The organism is Nocardiopsis protaetiae (assembly GCF_045446735.1).
Taxonomy (GTDB): domain Bacteria; phylum Actinomycetota; class Actinomycetes; order Streptosporangiales; family Streptosporangiaceae; genus Nocardiopsis; species Nocardiopsis protaetiae.
This window is the reverse complement of the sequence record NZ_JBJJBV010000110.1, coordinates 1-22,813: the sequence shown is the minus strand read 5'-3', so window position 1 is coordinate 22,813 and position 22,813 is coordinate 1. Positions and strand designations below refer to the sequence as shown.

Annotated in this window: 21 protein-coding genes and 5 tRNA genes; 17 read left to right on the top strand and 9 right to left on the bottom strand. The window is 72.5% G+C overall.

Features of this window, described 5'->3' with window-relative positions; all coding sequences use genetic code 11:
• Positions 1–131 precede the first annotated feature (131 nt).
• A tRNA-Val gene (locus ACJOT3_RS17835) sits at positions 132–205 on the bottom strand.
• 485 nt (positions 206–690) lie between these two features.
• Between ACJOT3_RS17835 and ACJOT3_RS17830 the strand changes: the two genes are divergently transcribed.
• Positions 691–1,113, top strand: coding sequence for an SsgA family sporulation/cell division regulator (locus ACJOT3_RS17830; RefSeq protein ID WP_406973967.1), 423 nt, complete (start codon positions 691–693; stop codon positions 1,111–1,113).
• A gap of 131 nt (positions 1,114–1,244) precedes the next feature.
• Here ACJOT3_RS17830 and ACJOT3_RS17825 read toward each other — a convergent pair whose 3' ends face one another.
• Positions 1,245–2,087 (bottom strand): aminotransferase class IV, encoded by an 843-nt coding sequence (locus tag ACJOT3_RS17825; protein WP_406973966.1) that lies wholly within the window; start codon positions 2,085–2,087, stop codon positions 1,245–1,247.
• Between the two features lie 386 nt (positions 2,088–2,473).
• Here ACJOT3_RS17825 and ACJOT3_RS17820 point away from each other — a divergent pair, with 386 nt between their 5' ends.
• The 7 genes from ACJOT3_RS17820 (at position 2,474) to ACJOT3_RS17790 (ending at position 5,186) form a co-directional block, all read left to right on the top strand.
• Entirely contained in the window at positions 2,474–2,905 is a 432-nt protein-coding gene (locus ACJOT3_RS17820) for a roadblock/LC7 domain-containing protein (RefSeq protein WP_406973965.1), read from the top strand.
• A gap of 163 nt (positions 2,906–3,068) precedes the next feature.
• Positions 3,069–3,144 (top strand) — tRNA-Gly (locus ACJOT3_RS17815).
• A 68-nt stretch (positions 3,145–3,212) separates the two neighbouring features.
• Positions 3,213–3,285, top strand: a tRNA-Gly gene (locus tag ACJOT3_RS17810).
• A 51-nt stretch (positions 3,286–3,336) separates the two neighbouring features.
• Positions 3,337–3,411, top strand: a tRNA-Cys gene (locus ACJOT3_RS17805).
• Between the two features lie 19 nt (positions 3,412–3,430).
• A tRNA-Val gene (locus ACJOT3_RS17800) sits at positions 3,431–3,504 on the top strand.
• A 78-nt stretch (positions 3,505–3,582) separates the two neighbouring features.
• On the top strand, positions 3,583–3,942 hold the full coding sequence (locus ACJOT3_RS17795; protein WP_406973964.1) for a YciI family protein: 360 nt from the start codon (positions 3,583–3,585) through the stop codon (positions 3,940–3,942).
• Positions 3,939–5,186: an RNA polymerase sigma factor gene (locus ACJOT3_RS17790; protein WP_406973963.1), complete on the top strand. Its 1,248-nt coding sequence runs from the start codon at positions 3,939–3,941 to the stop codon at positions 5,184–5,186. The genes ACJOT3_RS17795 and ACJOT3_RS17790 overlap by 4 nt, the downstream gene beginning before the upstream one ends.
• A gap of 55 nt (positions 5,187–5,241) precedes the next feature.
• On the opposite strand, the gene ACJOT3_RS17785 is transcribed toward ACJOT3_RS17790, so the two are convergent.
• A complete protein-coding gene (locus tag ACJOT3_RS17785) occupies positions 5,242–5,832 on the bottom strand; it encodes a dihydrofolate reductase family protein (RefSeq protein ID WP_406973962.1) in 591 nt (196 codons plus the stop codon).
• Between the two features lie 257 nt (positions 5,833–6,089).
• Here ACJOT3_RS17785 and ACJOT3_RS17780 point away from each other — a divergent pair, with 257 nt between their 5' ends.
• Together ACJOT3_RS17780 and ACJOT3_RS17775 are read left to right on the top strand one after the other, a co-directional pair.
• Positions 6,090–7,559, top strand: coding sequence for an aldehyde dehydrogenase family protein (locus ACJOT3_RS17780; RefSeq protein WP_406973961.1), 1,470 nt, complete (start codon positions 6,090–6,092; stop codon positions 7,557–7,559).
• Positions 7,560–7,674: 115 nt separating this feature from the next.
• The gene (locus tag ACJOT3_RS17775; RefSeq protein ID WP_406973960.1) at positions 7,675–8,469 is read left to right on the top strand and encodes an SAM-dependent methyltransferase; all 795 of its coding nucleotides are present in this window, start codon (positions 7,675–7,677) and stop codon (positions 8,467–8,469) included.
• A gap of 85 nt (positions 8,470–8,554) precedes the next feature.
• Here ACJOT3_RS17775 and ACJOT3_RS17770 read toward each other — a convergent pair whose 3' ends face one another.
• Positions 8,555–9,463: an SMP-30/gluconolactonase/LRE family protein gene (locus tag ACJOT3_RS17770; protein ID WP_406973959.1), complete on the bottom strand. Its 909-nt coding sequence runs from the start codon at positions 9,461–9,463 to the stop codon at positions 8,555–8,557.
• Between the two features lie 163 nt (positions 9,464–9,626).
• On the opposite strand from ACJOT3_RS17770, the gene ACJOT3_RS17765 reads away from it, so the two are divergent.
• The 4 genes from ACJOT3_RS17765 (at position 9,627) to ACJOT3_RS17750 (ending at position 14,085) form a co-directional block, all read left to right on the top strand.
• Positions 9,627–10,841, top strand: a complete 1,215-nt coding sequence (locus tag ACJOT3_RS17765; protein WP_406973958.1) for an acetyl-CoA C-acetyltransferase — start codon at positions 9,627–9,629, stop codon at positions 10,839–10,841.
• 86 nt (positions 10,842–10,927) lie between these two features.
• Positions 10,928–11,695 (top strand): SDR family NAD(P)-dependent oxidoreductase, encoded by a 768-nt coding sequence (locus ACJOT3_RS17760; protein WP_406973957.1) that lies wholly within the window; start codon positions 10,928–10,930, stop codon positions 11,693–11,695.
• Positions 11,696–11,709: 14 nt separating this feature from the next.
• Positions 11,710–13,341 (top strand): long-chain fatty acid--CoA ligase, encoded by a 1,632-nt coding sequence (locus ACJOT3_RS17755; RefSeq protein WP_406973956.1) that lies wholly within the window; start codon positions 11,710–11,712, stop codon positions 13,339–13,341.
• 72 nt (positions 13,342–13,413) lie between these two features.
• A complete protein-coding gene (locus ACJOT3_RS17750; protein ID WP_406973955.1) occupies positions 13,414–14,085 on the top strand; it encodes a TetR/AcrR family transcriptional regulator in 672 nt (223 codons plus the stop codon).
• A 52-nt stretch (positions 14,086–14,137) separates the two neighbouring features.
• Here ACJOT3_RS17750 and ACJOT3_RS17745 read toward each other — a convergent pair whose 3' ends face one another.
• The 4 genes from ACJOT3_RS17745 to ACJOT3_RS17730 form a co-directional block, all read right to left on the bottom strand.
• Positions 14,138–14,824: a TetR/AcrR family transcriptional regulator gene (locus tag ACJOT3_RS17745; RefSeq protein ID WP_406973954.1), complete on the bottom strand. Its 687-nt coding sequence runs from the start codon at positions 14,822–14,824 to the stop codon at positions 14,138–14,140.
• Between the two features lie 118 nt (positions 14,825–14,942).
• Complete coding sequence (locus tag ACJOT3_RS17740) at positions 14,943–16,607, bottom strand: carboxylesterase/lipase family protein (protein WP_406973953.1); 1,665 nt, start codon at positions 16,605–16,607, stop codon at positions 14,943–14,945.
• The gene (locus ACJOT3_RS17735; RefSeq protein ID WP_406973952.1) at positions 16,604–17,986 is read right to left on the bottom strand and encodes an MFS transporter; all 1,383 of its coding nucleotides are present in this window, start codon (positions 17,984–17,986) and stop codon (positions 16,604–16,606) included. Before ACJOT3_RS17735 ends, ACJOT3_RS17740 begins: the two co-directional genes overlap by 4 nt.
• Before the next feature lie 214 nt (positions 17,987–18,200).
• Positions 18,201–18,668: a MarR family winged helix-turn-helix transcriptional regulator gene (locus tag ACJOT3_RS17730; RefSeq protein WP_406973951.1), complete on the bottom strand. Its 468-nt coding sequence runs from the start codon at positions 18,666–18,668 to the stop codon at positions 18,201–18,203.
• Positions 18,669–18,832: 164 nt separating this feature from the next.
• Between ACJOT3_RS17730 and ACJOT3_RS17725 the strand changes: the two genes are divergently transcribed.
• A complete protein-coding gene (locus tag ACJOT3_RS17725) occupies positions 18,833–19,480 on the top strand; it encodes a nitroreductase family protein (protein ID WP_406973950.1) in 648 nt (215 codons plus the stop codon).
• Positions 19,481–19,586: 106 nt separating this feature from the next.
• A complete protein-coding gene (locus ACJOT3_RS17720) occupies positions 19,587–20,618 on the top strand; it encodes a CPBP family intramembrane glutamic endopeptidase (protein ID WP_406973949.1) in 1,032 nt (343 codons plus the stop codon).
• A gap of 56 nt (positions 20,619–20,674) precedes the next feature.
• On the opposite strand, the gene ACJOT3_RS17715 is transcribed toward ACJOT3_RS17720, so the two are convergent.
• A complete protein-coding gene (locus tag ACJOT3_RS17715) occupies positions 20,675–21,694 on the bottom strand; it encodes a hypothetical protein (protein WP_406973948.1) in 1,020 nt (339 codons plus the stop codon).
• Between the two features lie 200 nt (positions 21,695–21,894).
• On the opposite strand from ACJOT3_RS17715, the gene ACJOT3_RS17710 reads away from it, so the two are divergent.
• Positions 21,895–22,797: a choice-of-anchor A family protein gene (locus ACJOT3_RS17710; protein WP_406973947.1), complete on the top strand. Its 903-nt coding sequence runs from the start codon at positions 21,895–21,897 to the stop codon at positions 22,795–22,797.
• The last annotated feature ends 16 nt before the right edge of the window (positions 22,798–22,813 follow it).

Sequence of the window (22,813 nt, the reverse complement as noted above, 5' to 3'; positions counted from 1 at the left end):
GGGCGGAACGCTGTGCGTTCCGCCCCTCGGGTGTTTCGGGTGGGGGTTCGGGGGTCAACCCCCGGCAAATACGACGGAACGACCCTGCGAGGCGGCCGAAGGCCCCCGAGCAGGATCGTTCCGGAGTGAAGTGGGCGATACAGGACTCGAACCTGTGACCTCATCGGTGTGAACGATGCGCTCTAACCAACTGAGCTAATCGCCCGAGAACCGCGGTGACCCGCTGTTTCGGTGTCCGCCCTGTCGTTCGGACAAGGAAAACTCTAGCGCATCCCGGAGGGTGTTCGCTCCACCCGCGTGCGAGCCTCCGGAACCTGTATGTGACCGAGGTCACATTACGCTACCGTCGGGTTCATGGCAGAGTCACCCGTCGGGCGTGCATCCCCACAGTTAGAAGGAGTTCCCGGCCCGGCAGGCACCCGGCACGACCCCGCATAGCGCAGCCTTCGTGACGCGGGCCACCCGACATTGGGAAATCTTTGGTTTCTCCTGGTCATTACAGTGACGAAGGATCGCAGAGCCGCCGAGCGGCGCGCCGTACCCGCAGGGCGGGCGGCAAGACCTCCGGTCCGATCGAAGAAAGTCCCCGTACTCACGTCATAGTCCGCGAGCGACCCCGTTGGAGCGAGTGAGACGGCACCGACCCGCACCGCCGCAGGCGAGGGCCGGACGAGAAAAGGTTTGGCGAACATGAACAGTAGCGACACCACTGCCACCGCCGAGCTGGGCCTTCGGCTCGTGGTTCCCGAGCGCACCGCGGTTCCCCTGGTCGCCCGGCTCGACTACAGCGCCGAGGACCCGTACGCGATCCGCGTGGCCTTCCACACCGGCGAGGACGACCCCGTCGAGTGGATCTTCGCCCGTGAGCTCCTGACCGTCGGCATCGTCCGCCCGGTCGGCGAGGGCGACGTGCGCGTGTGGCCCTCCAAGGACGAGCACGGCGAGCGCAACGTCTGCATCGCGCTCTCCTCCCCCTTCGGCCAGGCCGAGTTCGACACCCAGGTGTCGCCGCTGGCCGAGTTCCTCCACCGGACCTACGAGATCGTCCCGGCCGGGCAGGAGGCCCAGTTCGTGGACCTCGACGAGGAGATCCAGCAGCACCTGGCCTCCTGACGGCCTGACGGCCCGCGGGCCGCGGGGTCGCACGGTCACAAACGAGAGGGGACGGCGCCGGGCGCCGTCCCCTCTCGTCGTGCAGTCGTGTGCGTTCGAGCCGTGCGTTCAAGCCGTGCTTTCGAGGACCGTCACGGGTCCAGGTCGGCCGCCGAGCGCTCCGCGAACACCTTCATCGCCTCCAGGGTGACCGGGCCGGGGGCCTGGGACACCTCCAGGTCGTCGATGTTGAGGATGGGCTGCACGTCGCGGCCCGTGGAGGTCAGGAACGCCTCGGTGACCTCCGGCAGGCGCTCCATCGGCACGTCCTCCTCCTCGCCCCCGTACCACTCCAGGACCAGCTCGCGGGTGATGCCCGCCAGCGGGCCCGCGGACAGCGGCGGGGTGACCAGGCGGCCGTCCAGCACCACGAAGATGTTGCTGCCGGTGCCCTCGCACAGGTTCCCCGAGATGTTGCGGAAGATCGCCTCGCTCGCCCCCCGGGCCTTGGCGAAGGCCAGGGCCCGCACGTTGTCGGCGTAGGAGGTCGTCTTGAGCCCCGCCAGGGCGCCGAACTCGTTGCGCGGCCAGGGGGCCAGCGCGACGTCGGTGTGCGGGGGGATCGGCGGGAAGGGGCCCAGCGCCACGATCATGGTCTGCTCGCCCGCGGACCGGTCCGAGCCCAGCGGGCCGGCGCCGTCCGTGACCGTGATGCGCACCCGGGCGTCGGTCAGCTCGGGGTTGGCGGCCACCGCCTGTTCCACCCCCGCGGCCACCAGCTCCAGATCGGGCGTCTCCATGCCCAGACCCTCGGCGGAACGCGCCAGGCGGCGCAGGTGGCGGGTGAGCGCGAACGGGCGGCCCTGCCGGGCCCGCACCGTCTCGAAGACACCGTCGCCCACGGTGATGCCGTGGTCGGCCACCGGGATCCGCGCCTCGGCCGCGTCGACGACGGTGCCACGGCCGTACCCGGCCCCGGCGATCCACACCCTCATTGTCCCAACCCCCACGCTTCTCGGGTGCCCGGCTCGACCCGGGCCGCGGCACGATCCTCCCACCTCAGGAGAGGCGGCGCCGCCCGGGTGCGTACCGTCAGCCCGTCGGGCTTGGCAAGGGTCATGACCGGCACCGGCCGTGGTCCGGTTCTCAAGGTCCGTTCATCATCGCATCGTGACTGGTCAGACGCACCCCGCAAAAAGGCGGCCCGGTCCCCTGACGCACGGGGGGCCGAAAAGATAAGTTACGAATGGCTATCATCTGGGCAACGCTTATGCGGGACCCGGCGGTGACCGGTCGTGCTCTCCCCCTCTGACGACCGTCCCGCGGCGCACGGGCCCCGCAGGTCCCCTGACCGCTCCGACCCGACAGAGCAAAGAGAGACATGACCCCACCGAGCACCGCCCGCGGAGAACTCAGCTGGCTGCTGGACGACCTCCTCACCCGGGCCTCCGGAACGCAGCACGCCATCGTTCTGTCCACCGACGGTCTCCTCATGGCGACCTCCAGTGGCCTGGACCGGCCGGCCGCCGAACACCTGTCGGCGATCGCCTCCGGTCTGCACAGCCTCGCCGGAGGCGCCAGCAAACAGTTCACCGCCGGCAACATCCGCCAGAGCATCATCGAGATGGACCGGGCCTTCCTCTTCGTCGCCGCGGCCGGCGAGGGGGCCTGCATGGCCCTCATGTCCGACTCCGACAGCGACGTGGGCCTGATCGCCTACGAGATGAACAAGGTGATCGAGAGGGTCGGCCAGTACCTCTCCGCACCGCCCCGGCCCGACATGCCCTCCACCCCGGCGCACGTCGAGAAGTGACCTCCCCCGCCGCCGAGGCGGGCCGCCCGCCGGCCCTGCCCCGGCAGGGGGTCTCGGGCACGCCCCGGACCGCCGATTTCGCGCTCGGCGCGGAATCCGCTAGAGTTCTTAACGCAGCGAGGGGGCGGCCCGGACACAACGGGAGGCCCGCGGAACTCGCCGTGCGGACGTGGCTCAGCTGGTAGAGCATCACCTTGCCAAGGTGAGGGTCGCGGGTTCGAATCCCGTCGTCCGCTCCAACGATTCAACTCCGCCACCGCGAGGTGGCAGAGTGGGGTCGGCCCCGGGACCCGGTCCCGGAGCACAAGCGGACGTGGCTCAGCTGGTAGAGCATCACCTTGCCAAGGTGAGGGTCGCGGGTTCGAATCCCGTCGTCCGCTCGGAGAGGCCCGCATGGGTGTCCACAAGGCGATTCCCCCATGTAGTTTCCAGGCGGAGTGGCCGAGTGGTTGAGGCAAGGGACTGCAAATCCCTGCACACGGGTTCGATTCCCGTCTCCGCCTCCATGCACCTCATTTCCCATGAGGGCGGTTAGCTCAGTTGGTTAGAGCGCTACCTTGACACGGTAGAGGTCACAGGTTCGAATCCTGTATCGCCCACGCGTTTCCCGAAAGGCCAGAACCCCGGTTCTGGCCTTTCGGCGTTTCCAGGGTGCCTCCACGTGGGAGACAGAGCAGATGGCGCAATACGCACTGATGGTGTGGGGACCGAGCGAGTACGGCGAGTTCGGCACCTACGACTCGGCGGAGGAGAACGCCGCCCAGCTGGAGGCCACCGGCGCCTTCACCGACAGGCTGCGGGACGAGGGGAACTTCGTCTTCGCCGACGGCCTGGCGGAGGCGTCGGCCGCCACCGTGGTCGACGGGCGGGGGTCCGCGCCGGTCTTCACCGACGGCCCGTACCTGGAGACGAAGGAGTACATCGCCGGGCTCTGGATCATCGAGGCCGCGGACCTCGACGAGGCGCGCGCACTCGCGGCCGAGGCGTCGCGCGCGTGCCGACGCCCGGTCGAGATCCGTCCCGCGCACGGCGGATGACCGGCTTCGCGGGCGTCGGGGAGGTCCTCGCCCTCGTCCACCGCGAGGAGTGGGCGCGGGTGGTGGCCTCGCTCGCGCGCAGGTTCGGCGATCTCGACCTGGCGGAGGAGATGGCCGCGGAGGCTTTCGCGACCGCCGCCGAGCGGTGGCCGCGCGACGGTGTGCCGCCCGGGCCCGGCGCGTGGATCACCACGACGGCGAACCGCAGGGCGATCGACCGGCTCCGGCGGGAGGCGCGGCGTGCGTCGAAGCACAGGGAGGCGCTCGTGTTCCACGACGACGGCCCGGCCGATCCGGTCGGCGCGGTCGAGGACGACCGCCTGCGGCTGTTCTTCATCTGCTGCCACCCCGTACTCGGGACCGAGGCCCGGGTGGCGCTGACCCTGCGCATGGTCGGCGGTCTCACGGTCGCCGAGATCGCCCGCGCCTTCCTGGTGCGGGAGGCCGCGATGGGTCGGCGCATCACCCGGGCGAAGGAGCGGATCAGGGCCGCGCGGATCCCCTTCCGGGTGCCGGGCGCCGAAGATCTGGCCGACCGGGTGGCCGGGGTGCTGGCCGTGCTCTACCTCGTCTTCAACGAGGGCTACCTCGCCTCGGGCGAGGAGTCGGAGCCGATCCGCCGTGAGCTCACCGCCGAGGCGATCCGCCTGACCCGCCTGGTCCGCACGCTGCTGCCGCACGACGGCGAGGCGGCCGGTCTGCTCGCCCTGATGCTGCTCGCCGAGGCGCGCGCCCCGGCGCGTGTGTCCTCGGGTGAGCTGGTGCGGCTGGACGAGCAGGACCGGGATCTGTGGGACCGGGCGCTGATCGCCGAGGGCCTCGCCCTGGTCCGCGAGCGGCTGGCCGCGGTCGACCGGGGCGGCGCCGCGCCCGGCCGCTACCAGATCCTCGCCGCGATCAGCGCGGTGCACACGTCGGCGCCCGACGCGCGCGACACCGACTGGTCGCAGGTCGTCGCCCTCTACGACCAACTGGCGGCCATAGACCCGAGCCCGATCGTCGCGCTGAACCGGGCGGTCGCGATCGCCGAGCTCGACGGCCCCGAGGCCGGTCTCGGGGCCGTCGACCGGCTCGGCGGGGCGCTGGACGACTACCACGCCTTCCACGCCACCCGCGCCGACCTGCTGGAGCGGCTGGGCCGCCCGGCCGACGCCCGTGCGGCGTACGACCGGGCGATCGGGCTGGCCGGCAACACCGCGGAGGTCGCGCACCTCACCCGGCGCCGCGACCGGCTCGCCGGCTGAGCCCTGCGTTGACCGGGCTCTGCGTTGACCGGGCTCTGCGCCGACCGGGTCCGGTTCAGCCTCCGGCGTGCAGGGTGGGCCGGTAGACGAGCTCCTGGACGCCGCCGTCGAAGGTCCGGTGTTCGAGCAGTTCGAGGTCGAAGTCGGCGGCGCCCTGGAAGACCGGGCGGCTCCCGGTCCGGCCGCTGATCACCGGGAAGATCGTCACCTGGACGCGGTCGACCAGGCCGGCGGCCATCAGCGCCCGGTTCATCGACAGGCTGCCGTGCGAGCGCAGCGGCACCGCGGACTCCTCCTTGAGCCGGGCGACGACGTCGACGGCGTCGCCGCGCTCGACCGTGGCGTCCGGCCAGTCGAGGGGGCCTTCGACGGTGTTGGACACCACCGTCGTCGGCAGGTACTTCATCCGGGTGTTCACGGGGTCGGCCGCGTCGGTCTCCCGGGTGATCGGGGCCAGGTATCCCATGAACTCCCGGAAGGTGTTCGCCCCCAGGACCAGGCGCAGGTCCTCGCGGTACTGGGCGAGGCGGCGGTCCAGGAACTCGGGGCCCTGCTTGCCCCAGTACCCGCCCCAGTCGCCGTCGGCGTTGTAGGAGCCGAAGCCGTCGAGGGTGGAGAAGACGTCGAAAGTGTACGTAGCGGTCATGGTCTGCTCCTCGGTCGATGTCCGCAGCGCGATTCGGTGCGGCCACTCACCACCGCAACGAACGGCCCCGCCCCGATCCGACACACCCTCCCGGATTTCCCCGGAGGAAATTCTCCGAAGCACAAGGACAGCGGAATCCGTTCCCCCGGGATGACTCCGAGACGAAACCAGGAACGAGGCCTGATCAGCGCCTCTGAATCCCTTGTTATTTGCGCGTTCCGCGGCCCATCATGCTGTCCATGGATCACGATGACCGCGTGACACGTGCCGACGCTCCGGCCCCACCCCCGCGAGCGAAGGCGGCGGCCGAGCTCTACCTCGCCGGGAGGTACGTGGCCGGTGAGGGCGACGTCGTGCCGGTGACCAGCCCGGTGACCGGCGAGCACCTCGCCGACCCGGCCCAGCCGAGCGGCGCCCAGATCGACCGCGCCGTGGCGGCGGCGCGCAGGGCGTACGACGACTACTCCCGCTGGAGCACCCACGAGCGGGCCGCGCTGTGCCACCGGATCGCCGACGGCATCCGGGCCGACCGCGAGGAGCTGGCCCGGCTGACCACCCTCGAACAGGGCAAACCGATCCATGAGGCCCGCGACGACGTCGAGGACTCCGCGGCGATCTTCGAGGACGCGGCCGAGGACGCCAAGAGGCTCTACGGCGAGACCATCCCGAGCACCGACCGCGACAAGCGGATGATCACCTTCCGCTCCCCGGTCGGTGTGTGGGCGGGCATCACACCGTGGAACTTCCCGCTGATGATCATGGTCGAGTTCCTCGGTCCGGCGCTGGCGACCGGCAACGCGATCGTGTCCAAGCCCCCGGTCGAGACGCCGCTGGTGTGCCTGCGGCTCGGCGGGATCCTCACCGAGGCCGGAGTGCCCGAGGGCCTGGTCTCGATCCTGCCGGGCGGCGGCGCCGTCGGGGGAACGCTGGTGCGCCACCGCGGCATCGACGCGGTCGGCTTCGTGGGGTCGTCGGCGACCGGCGAGAAGATCGTCTCCACCATGGGCCTGAAGCGGTCGATCATGGAGATGTCCGGCAACGGGCCGCTGGTGGTGTGCGCGGACGCCGACCTGGAGAAGGCGGCCGCGGCGGCGACCTTCGGCGCCTACTGGAACGCCGGCCAGGTCTGCTGCGCCTCCGAGCGGGTGATCGTCGACGCGTCGGTCCACGACGACTTCGTGGCCGCGTGCGTCGAGGCGGCCGCGGCCGTGCGGCTCGGTGACCCGTTCGACGAGAAGGTCACCCTCGGTCCGCTGAACAACGAGCCGACCGCCGCCAAGATGGACCGCCACCTGGCCGACGCGGTGGCCAGGGGCGGCCGGGTGGTGCTCGGCGGCGGGCGGGCCCGGGGCTTCCCGACCGACCTGTACTACTCCTACACGCTGCTCGACGGTGTCACCCCCGACATGCTGGTCGCCCGGGAGGAGAGCTTCGGTCCGGTGCTGCCGATCCTCACCGGCGCCGGCGACGAGGAGATCCTGCGGCTCGCCAACGCCTCCGAACTCGGCCTCCAGGCCGCGGTCTTCACCACGTCGCTGTCGCGGGCCTTCCGGTACGGCGAGGGCCTGCGCGCCGGCTCGGTGGTGGTCAACGAGTCGACCGACTACTTCGAGGGCGCCCAGCCCTTCGGCGGCGCCGCCGGTACCAGGACCGGTTGGGGGCGGGTCGGCGGGCTCGCCCAGCTCCGCGACATGACCGACCTGCGCACCATGGTCATCACTCTCTGAGACATCTGTGCGGGAGAACCCTTGTGCGCAGGGGGTTCTCGATTGCGGAGAGGGTGCACCGAAGAGCAGAATGACCGGTGCTCCCTGGATCATCAGGCGAACCGGAAGGCCGCTCATGACGAACACCCCGCGTGTCCCCCTGGACACGACCGTCCCCCACTCCGCGCGAGTGATGAACTACTGGCTGGGCGGCAAGGACCACTACCCGGTCGACCGCGCCCTGGGCGAGCAGGTCGAACAGGCCTTCCCCGAGATCGTCGAGCTCATGCGCGCCGACCGCCGGTTCATCGTCCGCTCGGTCACCCACCTGGCCAGGGAGGAGGGCATCCGGCAGTTCCTGGACATCGGCACCGGCCTGCCCACCGCCAACAACACCCACGAGGTCGCCCAGTCGGTCGCCCCCGAGTCCAGGATCGTCTACGTCGACAACGACCCCCTGGTGCTCGCGCACGCCCGGGCGCTGCTGACCAGCACCCCCGAGGGCGCCACCGACTACATCGACGCCGACCTGACCGACCCGGAGGCGCTGCTCTCCCAGGCCCGGGAGCTCCTGGACTTCACGCAGCCGATCGGGCTGGTCATCATGGGCACGCTCGGCCACTTCCCCGCCGACGAGCGCACCTACGCCATCGCCCGCGCCTACGTGGACGCCCTCCCGTCGGGCAGCTTCCTGGCCCTGTGCGACAGCACCGACACCAGCGAGCCGATCGTGGAGGCCGCCAAGGCCTGGAACGCGAACGCGGCCCAGCCCATCCACCTGCGCACCCCGGACGAGATCGCCGCCTTCTTCGACGGCCTGGAGCTGCTGGAGCCCGGCGTGGTCTCCGTCCCGTTCTGGCGCCCCGAGGAGGCCCAGGTGGGCACCGTCCGGGAGGTCGCCCAGTACGGCGGCATCGCCCGCAAGCCCTGACCCGCACGGGCGGGCGCGTCCGGACGGGGATTCCCGGCGCGCCCGCCCGGACCCACCCGGCGGGGGACCACCCGCGGCGGGACCGCTACGGCAGGCCGCCGTGGGGGACGTCGACGCGGACCGCCAGCAGCCGGGCCTCGCGGGCAGCGCGGCGTTCGTGCTCGGCGAACGAGGGTGCCGTGCACAGGAACAGGGTGCGGCCGTCCCCGCCGCCGAGCATGCAGGCGTAGACCCCGGTCCCGGTGTGGATCTCGTCGACGACCTCGCCGCCCTCGCGGACCCGGATCACCCGCTCGTGCAGGGCGTCGGCGATCCAGACCGCCCCCTCGGCGTCGGCGCAGATGCCGTCGGGCGCGACCTGGAGCAGCCCGACCGCCTCCTCGACATCCGTGGTCCGCGGGATCTCTCCGAACTGCGCCCACACGCGCCGGTTGTGCAGCCCGCCTCCCGAGTCGATGTCGAAGGCGGTGATCCGCGCGGCGAACGTCTCGGCGACCAGGAGCACGCCCCGGGGCAGGATCACCATGCCGTTGGGGAACCCCAGGTCCTCGGCCACGGTGGTGACGGTGCCGTCCGGGTCGACGCGGTTGAGCGCGGTGTAGCGCAGCGGCTCGCCGCCCATGAGGTCGAAGCCGAAGTCGCCCACGTAGGCCCGGCCGACCTCGTCGACGACCATGTCGTTGAGGACGCCCGCCGCGATCCCGGACAGGTCGGCGTGCCCGCTCAGCTCTCCGGAGTCGGCGCGCACCAGGATGCGGCGGTCGCGCATGGAGACGATGAGCGCGCGCCCGTCGGGGAGGAAGCCCAGGCCGGAGGGCTGTTCGGGCACCTCGGCCACGACCTCCGCGCCGCCGCGGCCATCGGTCGCCACGACCTGTCCGGTGTAGAAGTCCGAGACCCACAGGCGGCCGTCCCGCCATCGCGGGCACTCCAGAAAGGAGTAGCCGTCCAGTACGACCGAAAGTTCCCGGTCCGTCGAGCGTCCCTGCGCCATTGCGGCCCCTTCCCGATGGGTGACTAAGCGCATAGTCACCTCCGCGTTCGTCATGTGTCAAGCGTCACTCCCGGGGCCCTCGGGCCGTCCGGGGAGCGGTGGACACGGAGGGGGTGCTTCTGGCACAGTCTAGCTAAGCAAGCGCTTAGTCAGGGAGGATCCCATGGCCGAGGCCGTCATCGTCGCAGCCGCCCGCACACCCATCGGACGTGCCGGGAAGGGCTCGCTGAAGGACTTCCGCCCCGACGACCTCGCGGCCTTCGCCGTGCGGAGCGCACTGGCGAAGGTGCCCGCGCTCGACCCCCGCGAGGTCGACGACGTCCACCTCGGGTGCGGGATGCCCGGCGGCGAGTCCGGCTACAACATGGCCAAGGTCGTCAACACCCTCAACGGCATGGACACCGTCCCCGGCACCACGGTCACCCGCTACTGCGCGTCGTCGCTACAGACCACCCGGATGGCGTTCCACGCCATCCGGGCCGGCGAGGGCGACGTGTTCGTCTCGGCCGGCGTCGAGACCGTCTCCCGGGCCGGCCGGGGAACCTCCGACGAGCTGCCCGGCACCCGCAACGGGCTCTTCGACGCCGCCGCGGCCCGCACCGACGGGATCGCGGAGGGGAACACCCGCTGGCACGACCCGCGCGAGGACGGCCTGCTGCCCGACGTCTACATCTCCATGGGCCAGACCGCCGAGAACGTCGCGACCCTGCGCGGCGTCTCCCGGCGGGAGATGGACGAGTTCGCCGTCCGCAGCCAGAACCTCGCCGAGAAGGCGGTCGCGGACGGCTTCTGGGCCCGCGAGATCACCCCGGTCACGGCGCCCGACGGCACCGTGGTCGCGGCCGACGACGGTCCGCGCGCCGGGGTCACCTACGACGCGGTCGCCGCGCTGCGGCCGGTGTTCCGGGAGGACGGCACGGTCACCGCCGGGAACTGCTGCCCGCTCAACGACGGCGCCGCCGCCGTGGTCGTCATGTCCGACACGCGGGCGGCCGAGCTCGGGATCACCCCCCTGGCCAGGATCGTCGCCACCGGCGTCTCGGGCCTCTCCCCCGAGATCATGGGCCTGGGCCCCGTCGAGGCCACCCGCCGGGCGCTGGCGAACGCCCGGATGGCGATCGGCGACATCGACCTCGTCGAGATCAACGAGGCCTTCGCCGCTCAGGTCGTCCCCTCGTACCGGGACCTGGGCATCGACCTCGACCGCCTCAACGTCAACGGCGGGTCGATCGCCGTCGGCCACCCGTTCGGCATGACGGGTGCGCGCCTACAGAACACGATGCTCAACAGCCTCGACCGGCACGACAAATCCACCGGTCTCATCACGATGTGCGTCGGCGGCGGCCAGGGTATGGCACTGATCCTCGAACGCGTCTGAACCACCGGCCGCCACAGTCCACCACCGGCCACCACAGTCCGCCGCAGGGCCACCGCCCGGCACCCACCCACGAAGGAAGAACACCCATGGGACGTTTCGAAGGACGCGTCGTCGCGATCACCGGTGCCGCACGCGGCATCGGCCTGTCGGCCGCGGAACGGTTCGCCGCCGAGGGGGCGTCGGTCGCCGTCATCGACCTGGACGAGTCCGCCGCGGCCGAGGCGGCCGGGAGCCTGCCCCTGACCGAAGGCGCCCGGGCGATCGGCATCGGGGCCGACGTGGCGTCCTCGCCCGACGTCGACAAGGCGGTCGCCCGCACGGTGGACGAGCTCGGCGGAATCCACGTCCTGATGAACAACGCGGGCATCACCCGCGACAACCTGCTGTTCAAGATGTCCGAGGACGACTGGGACCAGGTCATGGACGTGCACCTCAAGGGGGCGTTCCTGATGACCCGGGCCGCCCAGGCCCACTTCGTGGCCCAGCGCCACGGCAAGGTCGTCAACCTCTCCAGCATCTCCGCGCTCGGCAACCGGGGGCAGGCGAACTACGCCGCCGCCAAGATGGGCGTGCAGGGGCTCACCCGCACCCTCGCCATCGAGCTCGGCCCGTTCGGGGTCAACGTCAACGCCATCGCGCCGGGGTTCATCGCCACCGAGATGACCGACGCCACGGCCGCGCGGCTGGGCCTGACCGTGGAGGAGTTCCGCGAGGGCGTCGCGAGCTCCAACCCGATCGGCCGGGTCGGCGGACCGGCGGACATCGCCGCGGCCGCCGCGTTCCTCGCCAGCGACGAGGCGTCCTACATCACCGGACAGACGCTGTACGTCGACGGCGGCCAGACCGTCGCATGACCCGGGGAGGAACCATGCAGGGCCTCATGCAGGACCACCCGCTGGAGATCGGCGGCCTCATGCGCCGCGCCGAGCGGATGTTCGCCCACAAGACCGTCACCACCGGCACCGTCGACGGCGAGACGACCGCCTCCTGGGGCGGGGTGATCGCGCGCGCCCGGCGCCTGGGCGCCGCCCTCGACACGCTCGGGGTGTCCGTCGGCGCCCGGGTCGCCAGCTTCGCCTGGAACACCCAGCGGCACGTCGAGCTGTACCTCGGGGTGCCGAGTACCGGACGTGTGCTGCACACCGTGAACCACCGGCTGTTCGCCGCGGACCTCGCGTACATCCTGTCCGACGCCGCGGACGACGTCGTGTTCGTCGACCGGTCGCTGGTCACCGCGGTGTGGGACGCCGTCGCGTCCGCGCCGGGTGTCCGCTGGATCGTCGTGATGGACGACGGGGCGCCGGTCCCGGTGCCCGAGGACCCGCGGGTGCTCGACTACGAGGAGCTGCTCGGCCGGGTCCCCGGGGAGGGGGTGTCGGCCCACGCCGTCACGGACGAGAACGCGGCGGCGAGCCTTTGCTACACCTCCGGCACGACGGGCAGGCCCAAGGGCGTGCTGTACAGCCACCGGTCGATCGTCCTGCACGCCCTCCTGCTGCTGGGCGCCGACACCTTCGGCATCCGCGAGCGCGACGTCGTCATGCCGATCGTGCCGATGTTCCACGTGAACGCGTGGGGTCTGCCGTACGCGGCGCTGATGTCCGGCGCCGCGCTCGTGCTGCCCGGGCCCGCGATGCGGCCGGAGGCGACCGCCGACCGCATGGAGCGGCACCGCGTCACCTTCACCGCCGGCGTCCCCGCGATCTGGCTCGGCCTCGAACCGCTGCTCGCCGCCCGCGACCTGTCGTCCCTGCGCATGGTCGTCAGCGGCGGCAGCGCCCTGCCGGAGTCCCTGTCGCGGGCGTGGGAGGAGGGCGCGGGCCTTCCGATCACGGGGTCGTGGGGCATGACGGAGTGCAGCCCGCTCGTCGCCTCCGGGCGCGTTCCCTCGGCGCACGACGACCTGCCCGCCGACGAGCGCCGGTCCCTGCTGGGCCTGCCCGGCCCGACCGTCCCTCTGGTCGACGTGCGCGTCGTCGGCGAGGACGGGCGGCCCGTGCCCCACGACGGGGTCGCCTCCGGGGAGTTGCAGGTGGCCGGGCCGACCATCGCGAGCGGCTACTTCGGCGCCTCCTCGGGGGCGGACTCGTTCACCGCGGACGGCTGGCTCCGCACGGGCGACGTCGCCACCCTCGACGGGCACGGTGTGCTGCGCATCGTCGACCGGACCAAGGACATGATCAAGTCCGGCGGCGAGTGGATCTCCTCGGTCGCGCTGGAGAGCGCGCTGGCGGACCACCCGCTGGTCCAGGAGGCCGCGGTCGTCGGCGTCGAGGACGAGCGCTGGGGCGAGCGCCCCTTCGCCTACGTCGTCCCCGTCCCCGGCGGGGCGCCCGACGAGGCCGAGCTGCGGCGGCACCTGGCGACCCGGGTCGCCTCCTGGTGGATCCCCGAGCGGTTCGCCTTCCTGGACGCGATCCCCAGGACGGCGACCGGCAAGGCCTCGAAGGCGGCGCTGCGGGCCCGCGTCCGGGAGGACGGGAACGCTCCGCGTCCCTGACCGGACACCCCTCGTACGACCCCTTGTAAAGTCGTGGCAGACCGCGCAGTACCCCAGTCCAGGAGGCCCGACGTGTCCCAGCTCGACCAGGGCGCCGCGCCGTCGGCCCGGGCGGCCGACGGCACCGGCCCGGGTCGGCTCCAGGCCGACGACCTGCCCGGTTCCGAACGCTACGGCGAGGTCCCGCGCCGCCTGCTGCTGTCGGCGGCGGCGTGCTTCGCCGCCAACGGGTTCCACGGCACGACGACGCGCCACATCGCGGCCGGCGCCGGGCTCAGCCCGGCGGCGCTCTACGTGCACTTCCCGTCCAAGGAGCTCGCGCTCTACGAGGTCGTGCGCCTGGGCCACGAGCACGCCCGCTCGATCCTCACCGGCCCCGACGTCGAGGCGCTGGCCGACCCCGGCGAGCGGCTCGCCGAGATCGTGTCCCGCTACACCCGGTTCCACGCGCGCCACCACGTGGTGGCGCGCGTGTGCCAGTACGACCTGGGCGCGCTCGCCCCGGAGCACTACGCCGAGGTGCTGCGGATCCGGCAGGCCACCAACGAGGTCTTCCGGGTGGCCGTCGCGTCCGGCGTCGACTCCGGCGCGTTCCGGGCGGACGTGGACATGCGGCGGGTCTCGCGCGCGCTGATCTCCCTCGCCATCGACCTGGTGCGCTGGTACCGGCCCGAGGGGCCGGAGTCGCCCGAGCAGCTCGGCGAGTTCAACGCGGGGCTCGCGCTGCGGCTCGTGACGGCCTGAGGCGCGGCCCCGTCGGCCCGGTTCGGCCGACCCGGCCCGCTCGGCCGTTCGGTCAGCCCAGCTCGGTCGCGCGGTCGCGCAGCGAGATGAGCGAGCGGCGCGCCTCCGGTGTGTCCGGCAGGACGGCCAGCAGCATCTGCCGTCCGGGGCCGATCAGCGCCTCCGTGGTCAGCTTGCGCACCCACTTCATGCCGGCGTCGAGCTCGGCCATCGCGTCGGTGGCGCCCCCGCTGCGGGCCCAGTTGCCGAGCGCCGCGCGGTGCATCGCGTCGATCAGGGCGGCCAGGCCCATGCTCTGGAACCGGAGTGTGCCCGGCGGCAGGTGGTCGTGCAGGAAGGCCGAGGTCAGGGCGACGTACCGCTCGTGCTCCACGATCTCCCGGTCGCGCAGCTCCGGGACCACACGGGTCAGCTGGTAGCGGGCCAGGACGAGCTGGGGCCGGCGCAGGAAGTCCTGGAGGGACTCCCCGGTACCGGCGATGACGGCCTCGACCGGGTCCTCGTCCGGATCCGCGGAGTTCAGCCGCCGTTCGAGCTGCGCGAGGCGTGCGGAGTGGTCGGGGAAGGGCAGTTCGTCCTTGCCCCCGAAGTGCCGGAACACGGTGCGCCGCGAGACACGGGACGCCTCGGCGACCGCTTCGACGGTCACCGCCTCGTACCCGTCCCGGAGGAAGAGCTCCATGGCCGTCTCCGCGATGCGGTACTTGGACTCGTTGGCGTCGCGTGCTCGTTCGGACACTACCGCCACCTCTCTATCCTCGTCCGGTCCCCCGGTGACACAGTGTAGGAAGACACCGGGTGGGACCGTGCCGGGGGTGCGGGCGGGCCCGTGCCCGCACCCCCGGCGCCGCCGTGCGTCAGGAGAAGCTCCCCGTGGTGATCCGCGCGCGGTGGTCGTCGGCGTCGAACACGACGCTGTTCGGCCACTGCTCCCACCGGACGGGCAGCCGCCCGGTCTGCGGGCTGCCGGTCCGCACGAACTGCCGGACCGCGCCGATCATCTGGTCGGACAGCTCCAGCCGGCCGGGGCGGTTGGCCCGGCCGAACGCGTACGAGAAGACGTTCCGCTCGAAGTTGCCGAAGACGAACGGCAGGTCCAGGGCGTGCACCGCCCCGTAGACCTCGTCGAACGGCGCGGGCTGGTTGGCCCACGCGAACTGGTAGTAGAAGAGCCTGCGGTTGCCGCTCTCCTGCAACGTGTCCATCGAGTCCTCGGCGATCCCCATGAACACCAGGTCGGTCAGCACCGCGGCCGTCTCGTTCCAGCCTCCGGGGCCGTCGACGGGCAGGTACTGCTCGGCGATGAAGTCCTCGACGCCCCAGGGGCCCGGCCGGTCGGGGTCGAACTCGTACTGCATCGTGAACCGGTCGCGGTCGCTCTGCGGGTGCGCCCCGACGAGGGACCCGAAGAGCTTGCCCTCCTCCAGGGTGTTGCCGGCCAGGACCGGGACGTCGCGGTTCGCCCCGTCCCCGAGGGCGGCGTACGGGTCGCCGGGGATGACGGTCCCGTCGGCGATGACCGCGGGTGTCCCGTCGAGCCCGTGCCGCAGTGCCAGCCGGACGAGGTCGTCGTCGGACATCCGCTCCAGGAGCGGCACACCGGCTTCGACACCGTCGAGCCCGGCGTCCCGCGCGGCCGCCGAGGCGAGGTCCTCGGCGTAGGTGCGGGCGTCCCCGGGGGCGGTGGTGCTGAGGCCGCCGCTCAGCGGGATCGCCTTGTGGTAGAGGCCGCGGGCGAGCGGCGAGACCATCAGGGCCCACACGTTCACCGCTCCGGCGGACTCGCCCATGACGGTCACGTTGTTCGGGTCGCCGCCGAAGGCCCGGGCGTTGGCCCGGACGAACCGCAGCGCCTCGATCTGGTCGAGCGTGCCGAAGTTGCCCGAGTCGGCCACCGGGTCGCCGGAATCGCCCCGGGGCAGGTCGAGCCAGCCGAACAGGCCGAGGCGGTAGTTGACCGTCACCACGACGGCCTCGGCCTCGGCGGCGAGGGTGCGGCCGTCGTACATCGGGTCGGCCGAGTAGCCGACGACGTTGCTGCCGCCGTGGATGAAGACGACGACCGGCAGGTTCTGCTCGGCCGTCGAGGGCCGATGGACGTTGAGGGTCAGGCAGTCCTCCTCGCCCACCGGCTGCCCGAGGCCGTCGCGGACGTCGAGGTCGTAGTGCGGTCCGTTCGGGGACGGGCTGAAGAACCGGCCCGGCTGGATGCAGCCCTGACCGTACGCGTCGGCCTGGAGCGGTGTGCGCCACCGCGCGTGGGTGACCGGCGGCTTCCACCGCGCCTCCCCCACGGGCGGTTCGGCGTAGGGGATCCCGAGCCAGGAGTAGGTGCCGCGGTCCCGGCGCTCGTCGACGCCGACGACCGGGCCGAGCGTGGTCCGGCGCAGCACCGCGGAGGGTCCGTGGCCGTTGCCGTGCCCGCCGTGCCCGCCGCCCTGGCCCGCAGCCGCGGGCACGGCCGGGGTGAGGGCGAGGGTGAGGGCTACGGCGAGCGCGCCGGTGATCCCGCGCGCCCTCATATCCCGTTCTCCACGGTCGGCCCGGTCTTCTCGGCCTCGCCGACCTCCTCGGTCTTGAGGCGGCTCTGCGCCGCGCGGTCCTCGGCCCGGACGGTCCGGTGCAGCAGCGGGATGAGCGCCACGCCCAGGATCGAGGAGCCGACCAGGACGATCCACGCGGACATGCCGGCCCCGGAGGCGCCCTCGACCCAGCCGTAGAGGTAGGGCCCGACGAACCCGCCGAGCAGGCCGATGGTGTTGATGAACGCGAGCCCGGCGGCGGCCATGAGGCCCTGCATCCGCCCCTGGGCGACCGACCAGTAGATCGGCAGGATGCCGATGAGGAAGAACATCGCCAGGTCGATCAGCAGGATGCGCGCCACGGGCGCCGTGACCAGGACGTAGGCGACCGCCGTCGCCGCGGTGCCGATCGAGCACCAGGTGATGACCAGCACCTCGTTGCGCACCCGGCGCTGGATCGCCGGGATGACGATGACACCGAGCAGGGCGCCGATGCCGACGCTCCCCGAGACCAGCCCCACCAGGAACGGCCGGGTGATGTCGACGCTCTCGACGATCGACGGGAAGTTGTACTGGATGGCGACCGAGGCGATCTGGTTGGCGAAGTAGACGATCGCCAGGGCCAGGATGAACGGCCGGCCGAAGGCGACCCGGGCGTTGCCGCGCAGCGTGGTGTGGGCCGGGGCGCTGGGGACGGTGGCCTGCTCTTCGAGCACGGCCGCCTCCTGCGGGGTCAGCCACCGGGCGTCCGAGGGCTTGTCCGGCAGCCACTTGAAGACGGCGAGGCCGACGAGGACCGTGAAGCCGCCCTCGATGAGGAACATCCACTGCCAGCCGCGCAGCCCGCCGGTGCCCGCCATCTCCATGAGCGCGCCGCCGAGCGGTCCGCCGAGCGCGAGCCCCAGGCAGACGGCCATGTAGAGCAGGCCGACCATGGTGGCGCGGTGCCGCTGGGCGAACCACACCGTGATGATGTACATCAGCGCCGGGAACAGGCCCGCCTCGGCTGCGCCCAGCAGGAACCGGATGACGTAGAAGCTCACCTCCCCCTGGACCAGCGCCATGGCCGCGGTGAGCGCGCCCCAGGTGATCGCGATCCGGGTGATCCAGGCGCGGGGGCCCACCCGGTGCATGATCAGGTTGCTCGGCACCTCCAGGAACGCGTAGCTGAGGAAGAAGATGCCCGCGCCCAGGCCGTACGCGGCGGCCCCGATGCCGACGTCCGCCTCCAGCTGGGACTTGGCCAGGCCGACGTTCGTGCGGTCGACGAACGCCATGAAGTAGGCGAGGCACAGGAGCGGGAGCAGGTACATCACGGCCTTGCGGGTCGCGACGGCGTGGAGCGCGTCGCGACCCGCCGCGGCCTGCGGCTGGTTCATGGGGGACCTCTCGATAGTGGAACGACACGCCGTGCCGCGAAAATGTCCTTTATGCGGCACGGGGTGACATCAGTGTGGCCCGGGTCACCCCTGGTTGGCAAGACCTCTGTTCGCGACACGCACGCCGGAGGCGTCCTCGGCGGAGTGGAGCTACCAGCGATCGCCTAACGTCGGCGCCGCACCGTCGCGGTCGGCGCCGCCCCCGTTCGACGGTTCAGGTGTCCCCGACCCCGAGGAGTTTGACCAGGAGGGCCTGGAGGGTCCCGCGCTCCGCGGCGGTCAGGGGGTGGAACACCCCGTCGAGGAAGTCCGGGACCGCGCGCTCGGCGGTGGTGAGGCGGTCCCGGCCGCGGTCGGTGATGGTGACGGCGTAGGAGCGCCGGTCGCGGGGGTTGCGTTCGCGCCGGACGAGTCCCTCGCGCTGGAGCTCGTCGCAGACGCCGACCATGACGCTGCGGTCGATGCGCAGTTCCTCGCTGAGGGCCTGCTGGGAGCAGGGGCCGACGTCGGCGAGCATCCTCAGCACCAGGTGCGGACCGGTCCCCAGCCCCTGCTCCCGGCCGTGGGCGTCGGCCGCCCGGGCCACGGCCGCCGAGGCGCGGCACAGCGCGATGTCCGGGCGCTCGGCCGCCAGCCTCGGGAAGTAGTCCGGCCTGCCGTGCGGGTCGTTCGTCGTCTCCATGTGCCCTCTCGCTCCGTGCCGCCCCACCCTACCAATTCCATCTGGGAGAAGATCGTTTGACAGCAGATGATCTGTTGGCAGATGATCGGTGGACCGCGCACCCCGGCGAACGGATCCGCGTCCGTCCCCCGGCCCCTGACGGCTCCTCCCGAAGGAAGACCACCATGACCCTGGACCTCACCCCGGACGCACTCCTCTCCACCACCCGTGCCGTCCGCAAGCGCCTCGACTTCTCCCGGCCGGTACCCCGGAGGCTGATCGAGGAGTGCGTCGACCTGGCCGTCCAGGCGCCGACCGGCCGCAACCGCCAACGCTGGCACTTCCTGGTCGTCACCGAACCCGAACAGCGGCGGGCCATGGCCGACCTCTTCCTGCGCGCACTCCCCCTGACGACCGCGCACCCCCTGACCGAACGCGACGTCCGGCGGATGAACCACCACACCGGGTCCACCGAGCGCGTCTTCGAGGGCCTGCGCCACCTGGCCGACAACATCCACCGGGTGCCCGCCTTCGTCGTCCCCGCGGTGGAGGGCCGCACCGACGGCGCCTCGGTGGCCGTGCAGGCGGGGACCTGGGGGTCGATCCTGCCCTCCGTGTGGAGCTTCATGCTCGCCGCCCGGGCCCGGGGGCTCGGCACCACGTGGACCACCGCGCAGGCCCCGCTGGAACGGGAGATGGCCGCGGCGCTCGGTGTCCCCCACCGGGAGGTGATGCTCGCCGCCTTCCTCCCGCTGGCCTACACCATCGGCACCGACTTCAGGCCGGCCCGCCGCGTCCCCCGCGAGCAGGTCCTGCACTGGGACCGCTGGTGACCGCGCGCCGATGACATTCGTCATCGGCGCGGGCGTGTGAATGTCAGCGGGAACCGGTGACGGCCGCATCTGCCGGACGGCCCCGCCCCTTCACTAGGTTCGAAGCATGAACCCCGACGAGCACCCCCGCACCGTTCCGCCCGCCGAGCCCGCCCCGGTGCCGGGCACCGCCCCGGCCTGGGGCCCGCCGCCGCCCGCACCGCGCCACCGCGGGCCGCGGCCGGTCCCGCCGGGGGTGGAGTACCACCGTGTCCTGTCCGGGGAGAAGCGCCGTATCTGGCGGGGCGTCCTCGCGATCGTGCTGCTGATCGGCGGCATGCTCCTGTTCAGCGCCCTGCTCGGTTTCGGCGCCATCTTCGTCGACACCCTGACCGGCCGGTCCGACCCGATGGCCGGCGAGATCGCGTTCACCCCGCTGTTCAACGCCGCGAACCTGCTGGCGCTCGCACTGCTCATCCCCTGGAGCATGCTCATCCAGCGGTGGCTGTACAAGGTGAGGGGGGCCTCGCTGCACTCGGTGCTGTCGCACTTCCGGCCGCGGCTGTTCGGCCGGGCGCTGGCGGTCATCGGTCCGGTCTGGACCGTCTACATGGTCGTCTTCTTCCTGCTCATGCCGTACGAGGAGGGGGTGTGGACGCGGGCCGACCTGATCGTCATGTTCGCCTCCACCCTGCTGCTGGTGCCGTTGCAGGCGGCCGGCGAGGAGTACGGGTTCCGCGGGCTGGTCTTCCGGATCGCCGCGGGCTGGGGCCGCGGGCCGCGCACGGCGCTGGTCGTCGGCGTCCTGGTGTCGAGCCTGGCGTTCATGTCGGTGCACTTCGCGGCCGACCCGTGGCTCAACCTCTACTACTTCACGTTCGGCGCGACCCTGGCCCTGGTCACCTGGCGCACCGGCGGCCTGGAGGTCGCGGTCGTCGTCCACGCGGTGAACAACACGATCGCGTTCCTGCTCGTCCTCTTCGCCCGGGCGGACCTGGAGTCCGGGTTCGACCGGTCGGTGGGGGCCGGGTCGGCGCTCATGCTGGTGCCCTGCGCCATGCTCGTCGCGCTCACGGCGGTGGTGTGGTGGACCACCCGGCGGACGGGTCCCCCGCTGACCCCCGCGGAGCCGGGGCCCGCACCCTCCCCCGCGGTCTGAGGAACCGCGGCCCCGGCCGGGCCGGCCGGGGCCGTGGGGCCATGGGGCCGCGGGTCCTACCAGCCCAGGGCCTCCCGGGCGGCCGCCAACTCCTCGGCCAGCCGGTCGCGCCGTTCCTCCAGCGCCTCGCGGTGCTCCTCGATCATGGGCTCCTGGGCCCGGGTCTCCGCGGCGACGAACGCGTCGAGGAACCCGGAGGAGTCCAGGCACCGCGCGGTGCGCACGGCGTCGCCCGTGGCCTCGGAGGCGCCCACTGGGCCGGCCGCGTCCGCGGCCAGGTCCATGCACTCCTTCCAGGCCCCGGCGGCGGCCACCACCTCCGGGTCCTGCTCCCCGGCGGAGTAGGAGTCGATGGTCAGGTTCAGGGCCAGGGGGTGGACGCCGGGCAGGTCGGGCTCGGCCCCACCCTCCGGGGTCACCCACATGCCCTCCTCGTCCGGCGGCGGGGAGTCGGGGTTCAGCCGCAGGTTGGCCTGGTGGTTGCAGCCGCCCTCGGGCACCGGTTCGCCGGAGGGGGTGGAGTCGACGGCTGGGAAGCCGTGCAGGGCCGCGAACACCGCCTCCTCGTCCACGCCCTCGCCGTAGAGGTAGGGGTCTCCGGGCTCCTCCTCCGGCACCTCGAACCCGTACTCCTCGGCCAGGTCCACGCGGGCCACCCCGTAACGGCGGTACTCGTGGCGCGGGCCGAAGTGGGCGAGCTGCACGTCGGCGGTCCCGTACGGGGCCGCCGACACGTCGTAGCCCAGGCCGGTCAGGCACTCCACGGCCAGGGCGTCCTGGGCCCGGCGCACGGTCCACTGCTCGTACTCGTCGAGCATGTAGTCGTAGAGCGGCAGGTGGAGGCGTTCGCTGAGCTCGGGGTCCGTGACCGCGTAGGGGTCCTCCGGCTCGGTGAATCCCGTGTTCGCGGCGTTCGCGGCGGCGGGTCCGGCGGCCGGTTCGGCGGCGGACCCGTCGTCGGTTCCGTTGGCACAGGAGGTGAGGGCGAGGGTCAGGCCCAGCAGGAGGGACAGGGAGGGGATCGTGCGCTGCGGTGACCGCACCGGCTGCTCCAGGGGGTGGGGGGAAGGTCGCACCGGGTGAGCGGGCCCGGGGTTTTCACTGTAACCCCGGCTCCGGCGGGGCCCGCAGCGGCCCCGGCCCGGCGTCAGCCCCGGGCCGTGCGCCGCCGGACGAACACCACCGCCGCACCGGTGACCAGGGCACCCAGTGCCGCGAGGAACCATCCGGTGAGGTTCGTGCCGGTGTCAGCCAGCCGCTCCTCCGCGGAGGCGGGGTGCCCGTGTCCCGCGGCGGCGACCTGCGGACCGACGCGGGGGCGCGGTCCGCACTGGAACCGTTCCACGGCTTCGCGGGGACGATCGCCGAGGAGTCGGCGGCGCTGGCGGCGCGGGAGACGACCGGCACGGCCGAGCGGTCGGGCTCCACGGTGACCTTCACGAGCACCGGCGGGGATTCTCTCCAGGTCTTCGAGATCTCCGCGGGCGACATCGACGGCGCCTCGACGTTCCTCTTCGACGCGTCCATCCCCGCGGACTCCTCGATCCTGGTCAACGTGACCGGCGCGGACGGCGTCGCGATCTCCCCGCTGGCCGTCGGGTACCGGGGGGAGCAGGCCGACCTCTACACCTCGCCGTACTTCGGCGAGGCCGCGTCCCGCATCCTGTACAACTTCACCGACACGCCCTCGATCACGCTCTCCGGCGGCGGCAACTTCCTGGGCTCGATCCTCGCGCCGCGGGCCGGGGCCGACATCACGGCGAGCACCAACGGCCGCCTGTACCTGGGCGGGGATGTGACGCTGCGCGGTTCGGGCAACGAGACCCACAACTATCCGTGGGCCGGCACGCCGGTGTTCGACTGCGGACCCGCACCCGAGGGCCCGCGGGAGCCGGGCGGGCCGGGTGAGCCCGGGACCCCGGGCGGGCCCGGGGTCCCGGAGGAGCCTGAGGAGCCCCGGAACCCCGAGGAGCCGGACGCGCCCGGGGAGCCGGACGCGCCCGAGGAGCCCGCCTCGCCCGCGGAGCCGGACGGGCCGACGGCCCTCGACGCCTCCGCCCCCGGGGAGCGGCTGGCGACCACCGGTTCCGCGCTGGTCCCCCTGCTGGGCGGCGCGGCGGTGCTGATCGCGGCCGGCACGGCCGCGGTGTTCGCCGCCCGCAGGCGGCGCGGCGCCTGAGCCGGGTCCCACCGGA

What these genes read in the sequence shown, in the direction of transcription:
- ACJOT3_RS17720 (WP_406973949.1), top strand. Translation starts at nt 19,587, where the DNA reads ATGAACCCCGACGAGCACCCCCGCACCGTTCCGCCCGCCGAGCCCGCC.
- ACJOT3_RS17790 (WP_406973963.1), top strand. Translation starts at nt 3,939, where the DNA reads ATGACCGGCTTCGCGGGCGTCGGGGAGGTCCTCGCCCTCGTCCACCGC.
- ACJOT3_RS17785 (WP_406973962.1), bottom strand. Translation starts at nt 5,832, where the DNA reads ATGACCGCTACGTACACTTTCGACGTCTTCTCCACCCTCGACGGCTTC.
- ACJOT3_RS17755 (WP_406973956.1), top strand. Translation starts at nt 11,710, where the DNA reads ATGCAGGGCCTCATGCAGGACCACCCGCTGGAGATCGGCGGCCTCATG.
- ACJOT3_RS17795 (WP_406973964.1), top strand. Translation starts at nt 3,583, where the DNA reads ATGGCGCAATACGCACTGATGGTGTGGGGACCGAGCGAGTACGGCGAG.
- ACJOT3_RS17730 (WP_406973951.1), bottom strand. Translation starts at nt 18,668, where the DNA reads ATGGAGACGACGAACGACCCGCACGGCAGGCCGGACTACTTCCCGAGG.
- ACJOT3_RS17830 (WP_406973967.1), top strand. Translation starts at nt 691, where the DNA reads ATGAACAGTAGCGACACCACTGCCACCGCCGAGCTGGGCCTTCGGCTC.
- ACJOT3_RS17760 (WP_406973957.1), top strand. Translation starts at nt 10,928, where the DNA reads ATGGGACGTTTCGAAGGACGCGTCGTCGCGATCACCGGTGCCGCACGC.
- ACJOT3_RS17725 (WP_406973950.1), top strand. Translation starts at nt 18,833, where the DNA reads ATGACCCTGGACCTCACCCCGGACGCACTCCTCTCCACCACCCGTGCC.
- ACJOT3_RS17765 (WP_406973958.1), top strand. Translation starts at nt 9,627, where the DNA reads ATGGCCGAGGCCGTCATCGTCGCAGCCGCCCGCACACCCATCGGACGT.
- ACJOT3_RS17770 (WP_406973959.1), bottom strand. Translation starts at nt 9,463, where the DNA reads ATGGCGCAGGGACGCTCGACGGACCGGGAACTTTCGGTCGTACTGGAC.
- ACJOT3_RS17825 (WP_406973966.1), bottom strand. Translation starts at nt 2,087, where the DNA reads ATGAGGGTGTGGATCGCCGGGGCCGGGTACGGCCGTGGCACCGTCGTC.
- ACJOT3_RS17820 (WP_406973965.1), top strand. Translation starts at nt 2,474, where the DNA reads ATGACCCCACCGAGCACCGCCCGCGGAGAACTCAGCTGGCTGCTGGAC.
- ACJOT3_RS17735 (WP_406973952.1), bottom strand. Translation starts at nt 17,986, where the DNA reads ATGAACCAGCCGCAGGCCGCGGCGGGTCGCGACGCGCTCCACGCCGTC.
- ACJOT3_RS17775 (WP_406973960.1), top strand. Translation starts at nt 7,675, where the DNA reads ATGACGAACACCCCGCGTGTCCCCCTGGACACGACCGTCCCCCACTCC.
- ACJOT3_RS17740 (WP_406973953.1), bottom strand. Translation starts at nt 16,607, where the DNA reads ATGAGGGCGCGCGGGATCACCGGCGCGCTCGCCGTAGCCCTCACCCTC.